15 protein-coding genes and 1 tRNA gene are annotated in these 16,400 nt (G+C 39.2%); 6 read left to right on the top strand and 10 right to left on the bottom strand.

Annotated features, from left to right (window positions below; all coding sequences use genetic code 11):
• Window positions 1-6: 6 nt before the first annotated feature.
• The gene (gene dnaQ / locus QZU45_RS00850) at window positions 7-933 is read right to left on the bottom strand and encodes a DNA polymerase III subunit epsilon (protein WP_295350446.1); all 927 of its coding nucleotides are present in this window, start codon (window positions 931-933) and stop codon (window positions 7-9) included.
• A 571-nt stretch (window positions 934-1,504) separates the two neighbouring features.
• Here dnaQ and rnhA point away from each other — a divergent pair.
• Both rnhA and QZU45_RS00840 read left to right on the top strand, forming a co-directional pair.
• Window positions 1,505-1,966, top strand: coding sequence for a ribonuclease HI (gene rnhA / locus QZU45_RS00845; RefSeq protein WP_295350443.1), 462 nt, complete (start codon window positions 1,505-1,507; stop codon window positions 1,964-1,966).
• A 43-nt stretch (window positions 1,967-2,009) separates the two neighbouring features.
• Complete coding sequence (locus QZU45_RS00840; protein WP_295350440.1) at window positions 2,010-2,996, top strand: transglycosylase SLT domain-containing protein; 987 nt, start codon at window positions 2,010-2,012, stop codon at window positions 2,994-2,996.
• 52 nt (window positions 2,997-3,048) lie between these two features.
• On the opposite strand, the gene ligA is transcribed toward QZU45_RS00840, so the two are convergent.
• Window positions 3,049-5,130, bottom strand: coding sequence for an NAD-dependent DNA ligase LigA (gene ligA / locus QZU45_RS00835; protein ID WP_295350438.1), 2,082 nt, complete (start codon window positions 5,128-5,130; stop codon window positions 3,049-3,051).
• A 3-nt stretch (window positions 5,131-5,133) separates the two neighbouring features.
• Window positions 5,134-5,853: a cell division protein ZipA C-terminal FtsZ-binding domain-containing protein gene (locus tag QZU45_RS00830; RefSeq protein ID WP_295350433.1), complete on the bottom strand. Its 720-nt coding sequence runs from the start codon at window positions 5,851-5,853 to the stop codon at window positions 5,134-5,136.
• A gap of 231 nt (window positions 5,854-6,084) precedes the next feature.
• Between QZU45_RS00830 and cysZ the strand changes: the two genes are divergently transcribed.
• From cysZ to QZU45_RS00815, 3 genes are all read left to right on the top strand, one after another.
• Complete coding sequence (gene cysZ, locus QZU45_RS00825; RefSeq protein WP_295350431.1) at window positions 6,085-6,864, top strand: sulfate transporter CysZ; 780 nt, start codon at window positions 6,085-6,087, stop codon at window positions 6,862-6,864.
• Window positions 6,865-6,866: 2 nt separating this feature from the next.
• Window positions 6,867-8,522 carry a putative PEP-binding protein gene (locus QZU45_RS00820; RefSeq protein ID WP_295350427.1) on the top strand — a complete coding sequence of 552 codons (1,656 nt, stop codon included), beginning with the start codon at window positions 6,867-6,869 and terminating at the stop codon, window positions 8,520-8,522.
• Between the two features lie 91 nt (window positions 8,523-8,613).
• A complete protein-coding gene (locus QZU45_RS00815) occupies window positions 8,614-9,180 on the top strand; it encodes a glucose PTS transporter subunit IIA (protein WP_074841629.1) in 567 nt (188 codons plus the stop codon).
• Window positions 9,181-9,251: 71 nt separating this feature from the next.
• On the opposite strand, the gene QZU45_RS00810 is transcribed toward QZU45_RS00815, so the two are convergent.
• The 7 genes from QZU45_RS00810 to QZU45_RS00780 form a co-directional block, all read right to left on the bottom strand.
• A complete protein-coding gene (locus QZU45_RS00810; protein WP_295350425.1) occupies window positions 9,252-9,893 on the bottom strand; it encodes a hypothetical protein in 642 nt (213 codons plus the stop codon).
• Window positions 9,894-10,031: 138 nt separating this feature from the next.
• On the bottom strand, window positions 10,032-11,555 hold the full coding sequence (gene pntB, locus QZU45_RS00805) for a Re/Si-specific NAD(P)(+) transhydrogenase subunit beta (protein WP_295350423.1): 1,524 nt from the start codon (window positions 11,553-11,555) through the stop codon (window positions 10,032-10,034).
• A gap of 21 nt (window positions 11,556-11,576) precedes the next feature.
• A complete protein-coding gene (locus QZU45_RS00800; RefSeq protein WP_295350421.1) occupies window positions 11,577-13,112 on the bottom strand; it encodes a Re/Si-specific NAD(P)(+) transhydrogenase subunit alpha in 1,536 nt (511 codons plus the stop codon).
• Between the two features lie 372 nt (window positions 13,113-13,484).
• A complete protein-coding gene (gene rimI, locus QZU45_RS00795; protein ID WP_295350418.1) occupies window positions 13,485-13,985 on the bottom strand; it encodes a ribosomal protein S18-alanine N-acetyltransferase in 501 nt (166 codons plus the stop codon).
• Window positions 13,975-14,670 carry a hypothetical protein gene (locus QZU45_RS00790; protein WP_295350415.1) on the bottom strand — a complete coding sequence of 232 codons (696 nt, stop codon included), beginning with the start codon at window positions 14,668-14,670 and terminating at the stop codon, window positions 13,975-13,977. The genes rimI and QZU45_RS00790 overlap by 11 nt, the downstream gene beginning before the upstream one ends.
• A 165-nt stretch (window positions 14,671-14,835) precedes the next feature.
• Window positions 14,836-14,911 (bottom strand) — tRNA-Trp (locus QZU45_RS00785).
• A gap of 201 nt (window positions 14,912-15,112) precedes the next feature.
• Complete coding sequence (locus QZU45_RS00780; RefSeq protein ID WP_295350412.1) at window positions 15,113-15,379, bottom strand: hypothetical protein; 267 nt, start codon at window positions 15,377-15,379, stop codon at window positions 15,113-15,115.
• A 166-nt stretch (window positions 15,380-15,545) separates the two neighbouring features.
• Between QZU45_RS00780 and QZU45_RS00775 the strand changes: the two genes are divergently transcribed.
• Entirely contained in the window at window positions 15,546-16,175 is a 630-nt protein-coding gene (locus QZU45_RS00775; protein ID WP_295350410.1) for a TetR/AcrR family transcriptional regulator, read from the top strand.
• The last annotated feature ends 225 nt before the right edge of the window (window positions 16,176-16,400 follow it).

The following is a 16,400-nucleotide window of genomic DNA, read 5'->3' as shown; positions in this document are numbered from 1 at the left end:
CATCTCCTATTTCTTTCGTCCTAAAACTCTGTCAAGCCACGCTTCCTGAGCTTCATTATCTTTCTTTTTAGCTTCGGCTAAAACTTCTCGCTGCTGAGGAGTAAAAATCTTCTCAAGCATCATATTTTTCTGTTCGGATAATCTCTTTTTGAAATCGCCTTTTTTTTCATCCTCTCCTTTAACAAGCAATTCCATATCAAATTCATCTGACCAGTCACTTCCGGCAATAGAAGGCTGCCCCTCATCCCCCTTTCTGATCATATGAGACTGAGCCAGACTCAACATCTTCTCCATATGAACAACATGGCACTCTTCACTTAATGGCATAACAGGAATTTTAATCCCCTCTGGTCTTACCCATTTCTCATTAAAAACAACTTTCTCTTCAGAAAAATTTAGAGATTCCTGTCCGCCAGTCATAGCAAGATAGACTTCAGCCAGAATCTGAGCATCAAGTAATGCTCCGTGTAGAGTACGAGAGGATCTGTCTACATCGTAAAGTTTACACAGATTATCAAGGTTAACCTGATGTCCGGGACAAAGTTTCATAGCTAGAGAAACAGTATCCACCACATGAGCCATATCACTTGTCTTTTCATTCAGCCCCATTCTGAGCCATTCCTGATCCATAAAACCAACGTCGAACTTGGCATTATGAATCAGTAGCTCGGAACCTCTGATAAAATCTATAAGTTCATGAGCGACTTCTTCGAATTTTGGCTTGTCTTTGAGGAATTCATTTGAAATACCGTGCACCTTGAATGCTTCCTGATCAACAGGTCTCTCTGGATTTACATACAACTGAAGAGTTCTTCCTGTAACCTTTCGATCGATAATTTCAACGCAGCCGACTTCAATAATTCGGTGTTCTCCTGGAGTTCCATCATCAGATTTTCCTGTTGTTTCTGTATCAAGTGCAACTTGTCTTTTCAAAATAAGCTCTCCATTTACTATCGCTCCATTTTAGCAAAAATTGTTTTAAAGATAATGGCTATTCTATTTTCCTTTGCATTGTCAACCATAACAAAATTCACTTTAATTAAACTTTAAAAAATTTTATCGGAGAAATTACAGTTTCTTATCTTTAAAAGATAATAGAGTATATGCAGCAAAAGAGTTAAATAAGAATATTCCTATTAGTTAGACATAACTAACAAAATGCGCGTAAAAAAAGCTTAATTTATTGCCGTTTTTGTGACAAAGTCCAAAAAAATTCCAATCTAAGTATTAGCTAATTCTAATAAGGTACTATACATTTGCGGAGCTACTTATTTTAAATAGCTTCTTTTTTGGTTTTCAGCCAAAATGAATAAAAAATTATCTAAAACAGGTATTATTTTTATTCTAAAATTGCATTTTTACATATTATCATATTGATTTTTAACGATTATTTATTTATCGTTTTTTATGATATAATAAAAGTGTGAATTTAATGAGATATTGCTATTAAACAGTATCCATCAAAGGGAAGGTTTACCTTCTTTAATAAACAATAATGAGACTTATGAAAGAGGTATTAATCTTCACTGACGGTTCTTGTTTAGGTAACCCAGGACCAGGCGGTTATGGAGTTATTCTTAAATACAAAGAACATGTAAGAGAACTCGCCCAAGGCTTTATTCAGACGACTAATAATCGAATGGAACTAATGGCCGTAATAAAAGGGCTTTCATCTCTTAAAGAGCCATGCAAAGTAATAATAACAACAGATAGTCAATACGTAAAAAACGGAATGACTTCATGGCTTGCAGGCTGGAAAAGAAATAATTGGATTTCCAGTACAAAGGCACCTGTAAAGAACAAGGATCTTTGGCAACTGCTTGATAAGGAATGTTCAAGACACTCAATAACTTTTAAATGGGTGAAAGGACATGCCGGACATGCAGAAAATGAACGTTGCGATGAACTTGCTCGAGGTGCTGCCGCAGGAGATAACAAAATCCTTGATGAAGGTTTTTGCTCCTAATTATCAATATTAACAACCGGTCCTCTGGATCAAGTTAGGAAGGATGATTAGAAAAACATTATATTTGTGCTTTGGTATCGTTGTAGCTGCATTTGTTTCATTAAATGCATGTTCTTCAAACATGAATGCCAATGCTCAAGAAAATAAAGATGAGCAAAGCGAACTTGAATTAAAGAAACTACAAGAGCAGAAGTCTGTATGGGAATCAGACCTTGCCGATAAATCCCGTTTCACTTTAAATCTTAAGTTAAATGCTCAGGAACGATCACTGGCTAGAAGTCATGCCAAATCAGTAACTTCAAATTTACAAAAGAATAATTTCTACGTACATTATCTTTTAACCAAGTTAAAAGAAGCCAATATTCCTCTGGAAATGGCCGCTATTCCTTTAGTTGAGAGCGGACTAAATCCTCATGTACACAATAAGGGTGCACACGGAGCATGGCAGTACGTAAGATCAACCGGATACTCTCTGGGACTAAAAAGATCTCGCGGTTACGACGGAATCTATGATTTTTTCGCTTCAACTGATGCTGGAGTAAAGTACCTGAACAGACTGTATCATGATCTTGGAGACTGGCAGCTGGTTGTAGTTGCTTACAATCAGGGTGAGTACGGTGTAAAAAGAGCTATAGGAAACGCCCAGAAAAAGGGTATCGAAAATCCTACTGCAAATGACATCGTCATTTCCAGAACTGCCCGTACCTACCTGACAAGATTCAAGGCTTACTCAGATATTCTGAAAAATCCACAGGCTTACGGTGTAACCCTGCCAAATATTAAGAACAGAACAGCTTTCAGAAAAGTTGAGGTTGCAGGAAAGGTTAGCTCCCTACATGAAGCTGCCAGACTATCCGGAGCATCACTGGATGTTCTGAAAAAACTGAATTCCGGGTATACCTCCGATAAGATCGACCCAACTCGAGGGCTGTTAGTTCCAATTGAGCACGCAGATACATTTGAGAAGGCAATCTACGGTAAATCTGCAGAGAAATATCCAGAAGATATTCCTTTAAAGATTAAAAACTAAAAAATAAAGGCTAACGATTAGTAGTTAGCCTTTTTTGTATCTTTAACTAGACTTAAGCTTCATGCTGCATAAGCATTTCTAAAAACTCTTCCTCATAAATCACCTTAATGCCAAGTTCATTAGCCTTTACGAGTTTTGAGCCAGGATCTGCACCGCATATAACAGCACTGGTCTTTTTAGACACAGATCCCGAGACTTTTCCTCCCAAAGCTAACAGTCTGGCTTTTGCGGTATTTCTGTCCATCGACTCCAGAGTGCCTGTGATAACAAAGGTCTGACCGTTAAAAGGAAGCGAAGATACATCAATTTCTGCCTGCTGAGGAAGAGGAATAATCTCTATTCCAGCACTAAACAGATCTCCCTGGGTGACTAGCTGACTTATAATCGACAGATTATGTTTTTCAGAGAAGAAATCAACTATGTGTTTTGCGACTACAGGACCAATATCTGGCAATGTCAGAAGCTTCTCGTATGAGGCATTGATCAGCGAATCAATGTTCTCAAAATTAGAAGCCAGTGTTCTTGCAGTTGAAACTCCGACTTCTCTTATTCCTAGTGCATAGATAAATCTGTTAAAAGGAACTTTTTTAGAATTCTCTATTGCCTTAAGAAGCTTTCTTGCAATAACGTGCCCTAAAAGACGCTGTTTCTTTTCTTCTGATTCTGCCTCAAGGACTGTGTTTGCAAGGGCATCTTCAGAGAGCATATATATATCAGCAACTGAGGTAAGTGTTTTTGATGAAACAAGTTCCTCAACAATACGGTCTCCAAAGCCCTCAATATCCATCGCATCTCTTGAAACAAAATGCAGAATAGATTCTCTAAGCTGTGCAGAGCAGAAAAGGCCACCAGAACATCTGGCAACAGATTCACCTTCGATTTTTTCAATTAGACTTCCGCATTCAGGACAGAACCTAGGAAAAACAATCTCTCGTTCAGAACCGTCTCTTTTTTCTTTAACAGCTCCAGAAACCTGAGGTATAACATCTCCAGCACGACGAACAATTACATAATCACCAATTTTTATGCCCAGTCTAGAAATTTCATCTGCATTATGAAGAGTAGCACTTGATACGGTTGCGCCTCCAACATATACAGGTTCAAGCTTGGCAACAGGAGTAATAGCACCGGTTCTTCCTACCTGAAATTCAACATCCAGAAGTTTGGTCATCATTTCCTCTGGAGGGAATTTGTATGCAACCGCCCAGCGAGGTACCTTGGCGGTAAAACCAAGCGCCTCCTGAACGGTTAATGAATTAACCTTCAACACCACTCCGTCGATGTCGTAATTTAAGGAATCTCTTCGAGAGAGAATGTCGTTATAAAAATCTCTTAAACCTTCAATTCCATTCACACATCTGATATTTGGATTAACCGGAATACCAAATTTCTTTAATTCCAAGAGCCTGTGATACTGATCATTGGGTAATTGATAGCCTTCACACTCTCCAACGTAATAGGCATAAAAAGTTAAAGGTCTTTTGGCAGTAATCTTTGAGTCAAGCTGTCTTAATGAACCTGCTGCGGCATTACGTGGGTTGGCAAAAACTTTGCCTCCTGTCTCAAGAGCCATCTCATTCCATCTGTTAAAACCATCTCGAGGCATTATCACCTCTCCACGGACATCAAGATAGGATGGGATATTCTCTCCGTGTAGTCTTAGAGGAATAGCCTTAATAGTTCTTGCATTTGCGGTGACATCCTCACCGACACGACCATCGCCTCGAGTTGCAGCCTGAACAAGGATACCGTCTCTGTAAACAAGAGATATAGCCAAACCGTCAAGCTTAGGTTCTGCGCAGTAATCTACAGAAGCAATGCCTGTGGACTGAATCATACGCTGGTTAAAATCGGATAGCTCATTATCATCAAAGATATCCCCCATAGACATTAGGGGAACTCTGTGAGTTACAGGATTAAATGAAGTTAAAGCCTGACCGCCTACCCTCTGAGTAGGAGAGTCATCTGCTATAAGCTCAGGATTATTCTGCTCTAGTAATTCAAGTTCCCGATATAGCCTGTCATACTCAGCATCTGGAACCAGAGGCTCATCGTTAACATAGTAGGCTACAGAATACCGGTTTAAATCACTAACTAAGGCTCTGTAATGAGTTTTAATATCTGAATATTCCATTAACTAATCCTCTGACTTATCATAAGCTTTTAGAGTACGCTCAATGGAATCAAGCTTTTCCTCTGTCATTTCGACATTATCATTGTCATAAAGAACACCTCCAAGGTGTTCGATAAGGCAGTTAGCAGCAATTCTCATAGCCTTGAAGTAGATAAAGCATTTACCTTTGTTTGGCAGATGCATATAGATAGCAAGAGATCGGGTAGAAAAATCAGACATATCCTTAGGGAAGGAATATGGTTCCTCTAGGGAGCAGATTCTAAATACAACGTGATCTTTTAATGAAGGATTCTCATATACGCAGTAAATATCCTTCTCTCCTCTTATAAAACCGTAATTACCGAATAATTCTTCCAGATCAAGTCCTTTATATACACGACCGTCAGCTGCATACAGATTTAACTCATAGGTATTGCTGATCTGAGGCACTGGATTTTTTTTCTCAGAACTGCCGTCCTGAGGAATTTTCTTGGTGTCAGTCTTGTTAACAAAAGTCTCAACCTTCTGAGGAACAACATCAGAAGAAGAAACGTCAGTCTGAGGCATAACTATTCTTACCTTTCCGACAGCCGATGAATTTGCAATCTCCTGATCTTCTTTTGAGGTTTTTACTAGTTTACGGTTAATGCTACGACCGGAGAACCACAGACCATGAACAACGAAGGCTAAAATCGCAACCGCCCCTACAATCAGAATAATTGAACTTGAATCGTTGAAAGTCATTGGAACTCCTAAATTTTATCTCTTATATATCCCGATTATTTTACCCCATATATGACTTTAAGTCTTTTGAAAGAGATAGCTTAAAAAAAATAAAAGTGAAATTGAGAGGAAATTTCGATTAAAACGTTTTACGAAATGATAGTATTTAAACAGAACGATCATAGTAAGTGCTTAGTTTTTTTTAGAATCAGCCTTTTTTTCATGAAATAAAAAAATTCACAAAGAGGAATTATGCAAGGAACTAGTCAGGTAAAACTTGGAATAATGGATGCTGTAAGCTATCTTAAAAACGGGATCAGATTAGCACTATCCAAAGAATGTCGTCTTTACATTATTCTGCCTGTGCTGGTAAATTTAATTCTGTTGTCATCTCTTGGCTATTATCTTTTTTCAAATCTAAAGACTCTTGTCTTTAATATTTTCGAGGATATTCCTTCCTATCTTAACTTTCTGGCATACATTATTTCAGCAATCTTAAGCATTACCATTATTTTTGTCAGCTGCTATATTTTCTCCACTCTTGCTACCATAATTGCGTCTCCTTTCTACGGTCTGCTTGCAGATAAAGTTGAAATGATTCTCAATCAGAGTCATGGTGAGGATATGACTATACCTCAGCTTATTAAGGACATACCAAGAATCCTTTTAAGAGAGCTCAAAAAACAGATGTTTTTCCTGCCACTGGCGCTGGCATGTCTGATAATCTCATTTATTCCTGCCTTAAATCTTATAGCGCCAGTGCTCTGGTTTGCACTCACCGCTTGGATGGGCTGTCTGCAGTACTGTGACTATGCTTATGACAACCATAAGATCCCTTTTAATTCCATGCAGCGAGACCTGAAAAAAAATCCAGTTGCAACCCTAAGCTTTGGCACCGTGATTGCGCTGTCGCTTTCAGTACCTGTTCTCAATATTCTGATACCTCCTGCAGCTGTATGTGCAGGAACAAGATATTATCTGGAAATACAAAAAAACATCCTCCAGAACATACGTCATAACAACCAGGAGTAGATATGTATACACTATCAGGAGTATCTGCCGGAGCAGGAGTTGGAGCAGCTCCCTCCCTGACCATATCCAAAACAAAAAATACAAACTCGACTGAAGAAATTTTTGCTTATGACGTTGAAACCGAGATTGATCGTTTTAATAAAAAATCATCCCGTTTTTCACAGAAACTGCTTCAAATTGTAAATCCGGCAAAAGACTCAGTAAGAGATCTTATCGGCGCAACTGCTGGCTTTATAACATCTTCGGACAATAAACTTGAAATACTTGAACTTATCAAAAGAGGCTGCTCTGCTAGCATGGCAGCAAGAACAGTTCTGTTCGAGAATCTGGATAACTTTTTTAAAAAAGAAAATGATCTGAAAACAGATAAATCAGAAATACAGTCTCTGCTGAATGAATTTATTCATACTCTTGAACATTCCAAAGCTGATGAAATTGAACTCCCAGAATTAAAAGAGGATGTGGTTCTTATTGCAAAAACAATTTCCCCTGCTCAGCTACTTTCACTGGATACTAAATTTGTAAAGGGAGTGGTTTTGGAGGAAGGAAGAGACTCCAGTCATCTTGGAGTAGTTCTCAGAGAGCTGAATATTCCTGCTGTTTTTGGTGTTTTTGATGCAACCAACATCAAATCAGGAACATACGTGATTGTAGACAGCAACGCTGCTGTTGTAATCGTTGAGCCTCCAGAGGATATGACTCAGGGAATCCTGCGAAGACAGGAATCCCAGCTGTTTCAGATTAATGACGAATCCCTTCTGAATATAACACTTGGAGCCGCAGTTGGCGCAATAAGCCAGAATGATGATGTGGAAAAAATAACCGCACACGGACTTGGGCTTCTGCGCTCAGAATTTCTATTCCTAAGCTCCATGACAGAACCAACCGAAGAGGAGATGACACAGCGATTCAATCTGATTTTTTCAAAAGTAAAAAAGAATGCCCCTCTAACCTCAAGAACCTTTGATTTTGCCGATGATAAAAAACCTTTATTCACTGTAATTACAGATGACGAAGGTCCTTTAAAGGGTTATGGAGCTTGCGTAGGGACTGCTCTTTTAAAAAAAGAAATCAGAGCCATGCTAAGAGCTTCTGTTGGACAGGAGATTACTATTGTTTTTCCTCTAATCACAAAAATCAGCGAAAAGGACTATCTATTTAAACTGGCAAATGACTGTCAGGCTGAACTTGAGGCTCAAAAAATCCATCACGGAAAAATGTTAATCTCTTTCATGGTGGAAACACCTGCGGCTGTATTGCTAGCACCAGCCTTTGCAACAAACAGTGCAATGATGCTTTTGGGAACAAGCTCTCTTGCAGAATATGCCTCTGCGCCATGCCCTGCAGATTCAGCCTTTACCCCTGTTTTAGCAAAAATGATTGCCATGGCAGCAAAGGCTGCACACGAAGCGGGTGTTACTCTTGGAGTTGCTGGCAGATTCGCTTCAAGAACTGAGCTTTTACCTTTCTTTTACAAAATGGGGGTATCTTATCTTGTAACAGGTACTTATAATATTCAGAAAGTTAAAGGTGTAGTTGAAAGGCTGAATCTTGAGCATGACATTCAGCCTTGCTTTGACATTGAACTATACAATAAGATTATAACCTGTTACACAGGCTCAGAGTTAAGTGATATTCTGAATTCCTTCTCCTGTTAGGAGAGGCATGGGCTCTCTTTAGATTGAAAGCAGATCTTGTTAGAATACATTTTCAGCCAAATGCAGCAATCTGATTCATATAGGATTATATATGGGACTCTTTTCATTCTTTTCTAAAAACGACGATGCCATCGATGAAGCAAAAAACGAAGCAGATTTAGAGCTGCTTGCTCCGGTTTCAGGAAATCTTGTTCCTCTTGGTGAAGTGCCAGATCTAGTTATATCAGAAAAACTGATTGGAGATGGAGTTGCCATAATTCCAGATGATTCTCATATACTTGCACCTTGCTCAGGTATAGTCTCACGTCTGGTTGCATCCAACAATGCATTTGCAATCAGAACCGACAGCGGAATTGAAGTTTACGTCACTTTTGGAATCGGAACCTCTAATTTTACTGGAGAGGGGTTGAGCTCTAATGTTGGTATTGGCGACAGAGTAGAGACAGGAACCCCAATTATCAACATTGATATCAATCATGTATCAGAACAGCTAGAATCCACCATTACCTCAATGATTGTGGTTAATTCATCTGCCTCAATCGCCAGAGTGATCAGCGCCTCAGGAAAGGTTGTGGCAGGACAGACCCCATGCACCTGGGTTATTCTTGAGGATGACAATGCACAAAAAAAGGATGAAGAGAACTCTCAACATCCTTAATCACAAACAGATATCTGCATCCGAACGTTTCCAGATGCAGATTTCAGGTCAATTATCACGCAATTACATTTTTATACATTACTTAGGGTAGCTGACTCTGACATTTCATCAGCTCCACTTACATTAGTATCATTCTGAGAAACTGACTCGTTCTGAACAGGCTCAGGTCTTCTTCCATGGGGATCTGTTAGCCCATCATCATCTGACGCAGTCTGAACTTCTGCTCTAGGCTGAGTATTTATTGATGAAGAGGCTGATGAAGCTGCATCAGCTGCTACAGGAGCAGATTCACTATCCTCAGACAGGGTTGAGCTTTCATCCTGAACTGCTGTCTTTGGGTTATACCTGTCAGCAATTTCCTGATCAATCTTTGCCTGATTCTGCTCGCGCTGCTTCTTCAAAGTCATGTAATCGTAGGTATAGGATAAATCTGATGTTTTCTTATCAGTTTTTTCTGCATCCTGAGTACCAGACTCATTGAATTTCTTCAAAGCCTCAATTGCATCTTTGCTAATCTCAACATCTTCAGAACCAGTAGCTTTCTTAAGTTTCTCTTCAAAAGCTTTCTTAAACCTAGTCTCTGTACTTACTGAAGCACTGGCTTCAGTTAAGATCTGAGCATAGTTCTTAGAATCTGTATTCTGAGTTCCAGAAGAAGAAAAGCTGGAAATAGCATTCTGAATGCTGGTAAGTGCACTTGCATCTATACTCATACTTTCCTCCTAAAAATTAGTTTAAATTTCCCCTCTACACATGTTATCGGAATTCCTGCAGGTGAACTTTAGAAAAAAAATAAAAAAAAACCTCTAATTTTAATAACTAGAGGTTTTTTATAAAGATTTTGTTAATAATTAAATGTTAGCAACAATCTCTTCAACTGTCTTCTTAGCATCACCAAAGCACATTGCTGAGTTTTCCTTGAAGAACAGCGGGTTCTGAACACCGGCGTAACCAGGATTCATTGAACGCTTAAATACAACTACATTGCGAGCCTTCCAAACCTCAAGAACAGGCATACCTGCGATTGGGCTGGTTGGATCTTCAGCAGCTGCTGGATTTACAGTATCGTTAGCACCGATAACCAGTACAGTATCAGTATTCTCGAAATCATCATTGATTTCATCCATCTCGAATACGATATCATATGGAACCTTTGCCTCTGCTAACAGAACGTTCATATGACCAGGCAGACGACCTGCTACAGGGTGAATTGCAAAGCGAACATCAACACCGCGAGCCTTTAATTTCTCGGTTAGAGATGCTACTGCATTCTGAGCCTGAGCTACAGCCATACCATAACCAGGAGCAATGATTACAGAGCTTGAATTCTTGCAAAGCTCAGCAACATCTGCAGCCTTAAGCTCACGATACTCGCCCATCTGCTCATCATCCTTACTTACAACAACTTCGTTACCGAAGCCTCCTGCAATAACAGAGATGAATGAACGATTCATTGCCTTACACATGATGTAGGACAGAATAGCACCTGAAGAACCTACCAGAGCACCGGTAACAATCAGAAGATCGTTTGACAGCATGAAGCCTGATGCAGCTGCAGCCCATCCTGAGTATGAGTTCAGCATTGAAATAACAACAGGCATATCAGCACCACCGATTGCAGCAACCAGATGAACACCGAATACTAGAGCAATGATGGTCATTGCCAGTAGAGGCAGAACTGGAGCATACAGAGTAGAAACTTCAGCTCCGGCTACGAACCAGATTAACAGAAGGAATGATACAACCAGAGCACCTAGGTTCATAGCATTGCCAAAAGGTAAGGTTAAAGGAGCTGATTTAAAGATTCTCAGCTGATAAGTACCATTTAACTTACCATAAGCAACGATGGAACCGGTAAAGGTTACAGCACCGATGAAAATACCCAGGAAGATTTCAACAAGCTCAGTATTGAACATTGCCAGTGTCATCTGTGGGTGAGCTAAAGCTGATACAGCCTGCTCCTTACACTGAGCAACCTTCTCTAAAACTTCCTGTGTTGAGCCTTCAAAAGGAACTGCGCAGCTTGCAACAGTAGCAGGATCTGCACCTAACTTGATAAAGCTGTTAAAGCCTACAAGAACAGCAGCTAAACCTACAAAACTGTGCAGACAGGCGATCAGCTCTGGCATCTGAGTCATCTGAACTTTCTTAGCAACATACAGACCGATAACAGCACCGATCAGCATTGCAACGATAATTGCAGCAAAACCAAATGGACTTACGGTGGTGAAAGTTGCAATAAGAGCAATGGTCATACCAACCATACCAGACAAACAGCCCATTTTTGCAGTTTCCTGCTTTGATAGACCTGCAAGCGCTGTAATGAACAGTAGCGCTGCAAGAATGTAGGCCATATGAGTTAAACCTAACAACATACTAAATTATCTCCTTACCTACTATTGCTGTTTTCTGAACATTGCCAGCATACGACGTGTTACTGCGAAACCACCGAAAATATTGATGGATACGATTAACACACCAATGAAGGCAAATATGCCGATTAGAATTGAACTGTTACTGATCTGAACCATGGCACCAACAACCACAATACCAGAAATAGCATTAGTTACAGACATCAGAGGGGTATGTAGAGAATGAGAAACATTCCATACAACGTAGTAACCAACCACAACAGCCAGTACGAATACGGTGAAGTGAGGCAGGAACTCTGATGGAGCGTATGCGCCCATTAACATAAACAGCACAACCATGCCAACCAGACAACCGATCTTCAGAGCGGTGTTTGGTTTCTTTGGCTCTACCTTAGGAGCCTCAGCGGCCTTTGTAGCCTGAGGAGCAGCAGAAACGCTGATCTTTGGAGGTGGGAAGGTAACTTCTCCATCCTTGGTAACAGTCATATTGCGTAGAACAACATCTTCAAAATCTACGTCTATCAGTCCGTCCTTGTTCTTACATAGAAGTTTTGCAAGATTTACAAGGTTGGTTGAGTACAGCTGAGATGACTGAGCAGGCAGACGGGCAGCAAGATCGGTGTAACCAATCATCTTGACACCGTTTGGAGTAGTAACTACCTTGCCGGCTTCAGTGCCTTCGCAGTTACCGCCGGTTGCGGCAGCCAGATCAACAATTACAGAACCAGGCTTCATTGTGGCAATCATTTCCTTGCTGATTAGACGAGGAGCCTGTTTGCCAGGAATTGCAGCGGTAGTGATAATGATATCAACTTCCTTACACTGCTTTGCGAATAATTCCATTTCAGCCTTGATAAACTCATCAGACATTACCTTTGCGTAACCGTCACTTGAGCCACCGTCTTCATTCTTAAAATCGAGCTTTAGGAATTCGCCACCCATAGACTTAATCTGGTCGGCAACTTCAAGACGAGTATCAAATGCGCGAACAATAGCGCCTAATGAGTGAGCAGTACCGATTGCAGCAAGACCTGCTACACCAGCACCAATAACCATCACTTTTGCAGGAGGAACCTTACCAGCAGCAGTAACCTGTCCGGTAAAGAATCTGCCGAAGGCATGAGCGGCTTCAATAACTGCACGATAACCAGAAATGTTTGCAGTTGAAGATAAAGCATCTAAAGACTGAGCACGTGAAATACGTGGCACCATGTCCATTGCTAAAACAGTTACCTTTTTAGCATTCAGCTTATCAACAAGCTCCTTATTCTGGGCAGGACGAATAAAGCTTACTAAGGTCTGACCTTCATGCATCAGTTCAATTTCAGCATCGGTTGGAGCATTGAGCTTGAAAATAATATCAGCTCCCCATACCTGCTTTTTATTGACAACCTTTGCACCTGCCTGTTCATAGGCAGCATCGTCAAAACTTGAAAGCGCACCAGCTTCGCTTTGAACAGTAATTTCAAAGCCTAATTTTTTAAGTTTTGCAACAGTGTCAGGAGTTGCAGCAACTCGAGTTTCACCGCTTAAACTTTCTTTAGGAATACCTATAAGCATCGCATTTCCCTGTTTGATTAAAGACACTTTCGTGACAACATTGTATTTTAAAAGAAGACAATTAGTCCTACTTCCTTATGTATTATAGGTTCTATACCCTTCCTACAAAATGTAGCTTTTTTCAAAACTGTTTTATATTCGCTAATAATCTCCCTCGCTAGTCATTAAAGGCTTAAATTTCAATTAGTTAAAAATTATTAAATTAATTTCTTTATAAAAATCAATTGCTTCCATTTAGTGCATAACGTTTTGTATTATCGTGTTTTTTTATAAATTATAAAAAAACAGGCTGAATAATCTATTTAACACTAAAGATAGGACATCACTAAATACTTTTAGCAAAATAAGCAGAAGAAATAAACATGAACAATGTTAAAGTGCGAGCGTCTTATCAACATTTTCTTTAATATCACACAGATGCATGGTATAGGCATCTTCAGCAGGAGAATTTCCGACAGGATTGTAATAGGCGGGACGGGTTCCAACGATCTTGAAACCGAATTTCTTATACAGATTCTGAGCAACAATATTGCTTACCCTTACTTCAAGAAAACACTCCTGAACCTGATTGTTAAGAGCTACCATAAGGGTATCCCTTAAAAGAAGGCTTCCCAGTTTCTTTCCCTGAAAATCAGGATCAACCCCTATAGTAAGAAGATCTGTGGTAAATTTTGTGTTGTAAATGACAGAAAAACCGATTAAAGACTGTGAATTAAACAGGCCAATGATTAAATAACTGTCATCAAAGCACTCGATTAGCGACTGGGCATTCCAAGCATTTTTCTGAGTACGAAACTCGATTTTTTCCATACTCTTGACCAAAGAAAGATCCTCTCTGGTCAGAATTCTTGTGTAAAAAGGATTATTTGCCATTCAGTCGCGCTCCGAACTCTTTTAAAAGAGCTTCCCAGATATAGCGTTTTCCTCTCTGTAAAACAAGAACTGTACCAGCATCGATAAGTCTTGATGCATCAGCAAGAATAATGTCAGATGGAAGATAACGAACTTCATCGTTATACTCTTTAACATCCAAACCTTTGCTGATAAGAAAATCCACAAGAGAGTTGAGATAATCTACAGATGACTGCATATCCACAAAAACATCTGCTCTTTTTGCTCTTAGTCTGTATGGTAAAGACTGCCATCTTGCTCCTAAAGGCTGAACTGTATTGGGTGAGTTCAAAACAACGCCATCGACCAAAGGGCTTGTATTAGCAAGATTGACAAGATTAGCATTTACACTTTCAGGATAGGCCTGCTCAATGCGGCCTATCTGAGTATTTACCTGTACGTCTTTACCATTACCATCTGAAACAGGTGATTCCTGAGAAACAGTCGATGTTTCGAGCGAAGGTAAAACGGAATCAATTTTCAGTTCAGATAAAGAACTCTGCTCTGTAATTTCTGATTTTATCTCGTGAGGAACTTCCTGGACACACTCAGACTTAACTGCAACTTCTGAAGTTTTAACCTCTTCATTAGTATCCTGATGAGGACCATACTTTAATACAGTCCCCTCTTTAAGTTTCCATATAATCTGAGTGTTTTTTAATATCATTTTTTTTTATGTTGATGAGTTCAGCAATAGTCCAGGAGCAAAAGAACCTGCTACAAAATAAAACTTATTATAAAGGAATGACAAGCAAATAGAAAAGACCTAGAACACAAAGGTATTCTTTAACTGTCTTCGTTTTTCTATGGAAAATATGATTATTATGAAGGATGGCAGGGGCAGTAAGACTCGAACTCACAACCGTCGGTTTTGGAGACCGCTGTTCTACCATTAGAACTATGCCCCTGTAGATTTTGCCGTAGTATTATCTTTAAAACCAGTGTATTTGTAAAGAGTTATTTGTAAAATTGTTCATAAAATTAAACACCACATATATCATAAAGAATACGAATCCATAATTACAAACAACTCTATCTATATGTTTTTACAGATTTTTAGCTAAATATTTACTAAATTTCAAACCTTATTTTAAATAATATTTTTTTCATTAGTCATCCCAGTGGTGATGGTGGTGATGGGGATGGTGATGATGGTGATGATGAGGACGAGGTGGCTCATGATAAAAATGATGATGCTCCACTATGTGCTCATGTGGACGATGATGTCTAGGATAGAATGGGTAACCACTACTATAAGAGAGATTGCTTCCGTCCTTACTGTAGAAGAATCCAAAACTATCTCCTGCATAAGATACATTTGCAGATGATAAGCCAAATACTAAAGCAGAAACAGTCAGGATTTTACTTAATTTCATACAAAACAGCTCCTAATAAAACAAGTTTGTCTTGCTGAGTCACAGAGTATCGGAGCTCGCTTAGTAAGGACTTAGAAATATTGGATTTAAAACACGCAGATATTTTAAATATGACTAATTGTATAATATGTAAAAACTAAGTATATTGTCCCTAACGAGGATGAATATGGCAGAACAGAAACAAAGAGTAAGAAGAAAAGAATCAAGAGCCGACGAGATCTTAGCCTGCGCCGACAAGCTTTTTCTTGAAAATGGTTTTGAGGAAACAACTTTTTCAGATATTGCAAAAGAAGGAAAGATGGCAAGATCAACCATCTATCTTTATTTTAAGGACAAAAATGAAATCCTTAAGGCAATTCTGCACAAAAGTTTTGTCTCACATATGCCAATCATTCAGCACGCAAGTCTGTATGAAAGCAAAACTGTTGGAGAACTGTTCAACAATGCTGTTATAGGTATTGAAAAGTTCTTTGATGAACCTCGTTTTATCCATCGTTATCAGATGCTTTTCAACCTGGCAATAAAACATCCGTATATTGCCAAGATGATGAACGAGGAATCAATTCTTCCAACAAAAGAGCTTTGGAATCAACACTGTGCCAGACTGAATGTAAGCCAGAAAATGACAGATTACTTCTTTTCCTCCCTGTACAGTATTTTCCTGATGGCTTGTCTGTCTGGAAATATTTTTGGTGAAGAAAATCCGTTACTAGAATTTAAAGATTTTTCAAAAATCTACAGAGAGGGAATTCTTCAGCTGGAGATACTTCAGAAAAACAATACAAAAGGTGAATAGTTTAAAATACATATTGTATTGTCAGCACATTTTTAGTGCAAATTAAATTTAGATGCATCTTAAGTAAAAAGCGATTTTTCAGGCGGTTAGTAACCATCTAGATTTAAATTTCCGCAACTTCACAAAAAAAATGTCTTCTAGAGTATAATGTAGCTTTCAGGAACAGCGTAAACGCAAGCGCTCCTGAAAGCGAATGCGTCCCAGTTCTTGCTGGTTTTCTAACAG

It is taken from the genome of uncultured Succinivibrio sp. (assembly GCF_902756765.1).
Lineage (GTDB): Bacteria > Pseudomonadota > Gammaproteobacteria > Enterobacterales > Succinivibrionaceae > Succinivibrio.
This window is presented reverse-complemented; position numbering and strand designations above follow the sequence as displayed.

Coding starts and splice junctions, on each gene's coding strand:
- rnhA (WP_295350443.1), top strand. CDS start 1,505: ATGAAAGAGGTATTAATCTTCACTGACGGTTCTTGTTTAGGTAACCCA.
- QZU45_RS00840 (WP_295350440.1), top strand. CDS start 2,010: ATGATTAGAAAAACATTATATTTGTGCTTTGGTATCGTTGTAGCTGCA.
- ligA (WP_295350438.1), bottom strand. CDS start 5,130: ATGGAATATTCAGATATTAAAACTCATTACAGAGCCTTAGTTAGTGAT.
- QZU45_RS00830 (WP_295350433.1), bottom strand. CDS start 5,853: ATGACTTTCAACGATTCAAGTTCAATTATTCTGATTGTAGGGGCGGTT.
- cysZ (WP_295350431.1), top strand. CDS start 6,085: ATGCAAGGAACTAGTCAGGTAAAACTTGGAATAATGGATGCTGTAAGC.
- QZU45_RS00820 (WP_295350427.1), top strand. CDS start 6,867: ATGTATACACTATCAGGAGTATCTGCCGGAGCAGGAGTTGGAGCAGCT.
- QZU45_RS00815 (WP_074841629.1), top strand. CDS start 8,614: ATGGGACTCTTTTCATTCTTTTCTAAAAACGACGATGCCATCGATGAA.
- QZU45_RS00810 (WP_295350425.1), bottom strand. CDS start 9,893: ATGAGTATAGATGCAAGTGCACTTACCAGCATTCAGAATGCTATTTCC.
- pntB (WP_295350423.1), bottom strand. CDS start 11,555: ATGTTGTTAGGTTTAACTCATATGGCCTACATTCTTGCAGCGCTACTG.
- QZU45_RS00800 (WP_295350421.1), bottom strand. CDS start 13,112: ATGCTTATAGGTATTCCTAAAGAAAGTTTAAGCGGTGAAACTCGAGTT.
- rimI (WP_295350418.1), bottom strand. CDS start 13,985: ATGGCAAATAATCCTTTTTACACAAGAATTCTGACCAGAGAGGATCTT.
- QZU45_RS00790 (WP_295350415.1), bottom strand. CDS start 14,670: ATGATATTAAAAAACACTCAGATTATATGGAAACTTAAAGAGGGGACT.
- QZU45_RS00780 (WP_295350412.1), bottom strand. CDS start 15,379: ATGAAATTAAGTAAAATCCTGACTGTTTCTGCTTTAGTATTTGGCTTA.
- QZU45_RS00775 (WP_295350410.1), top strand. CDS start 15,546: ATGGCAGAACAGAAACAAAGAGTAAGAAGAAAAGAATCAAGAGCCGAC.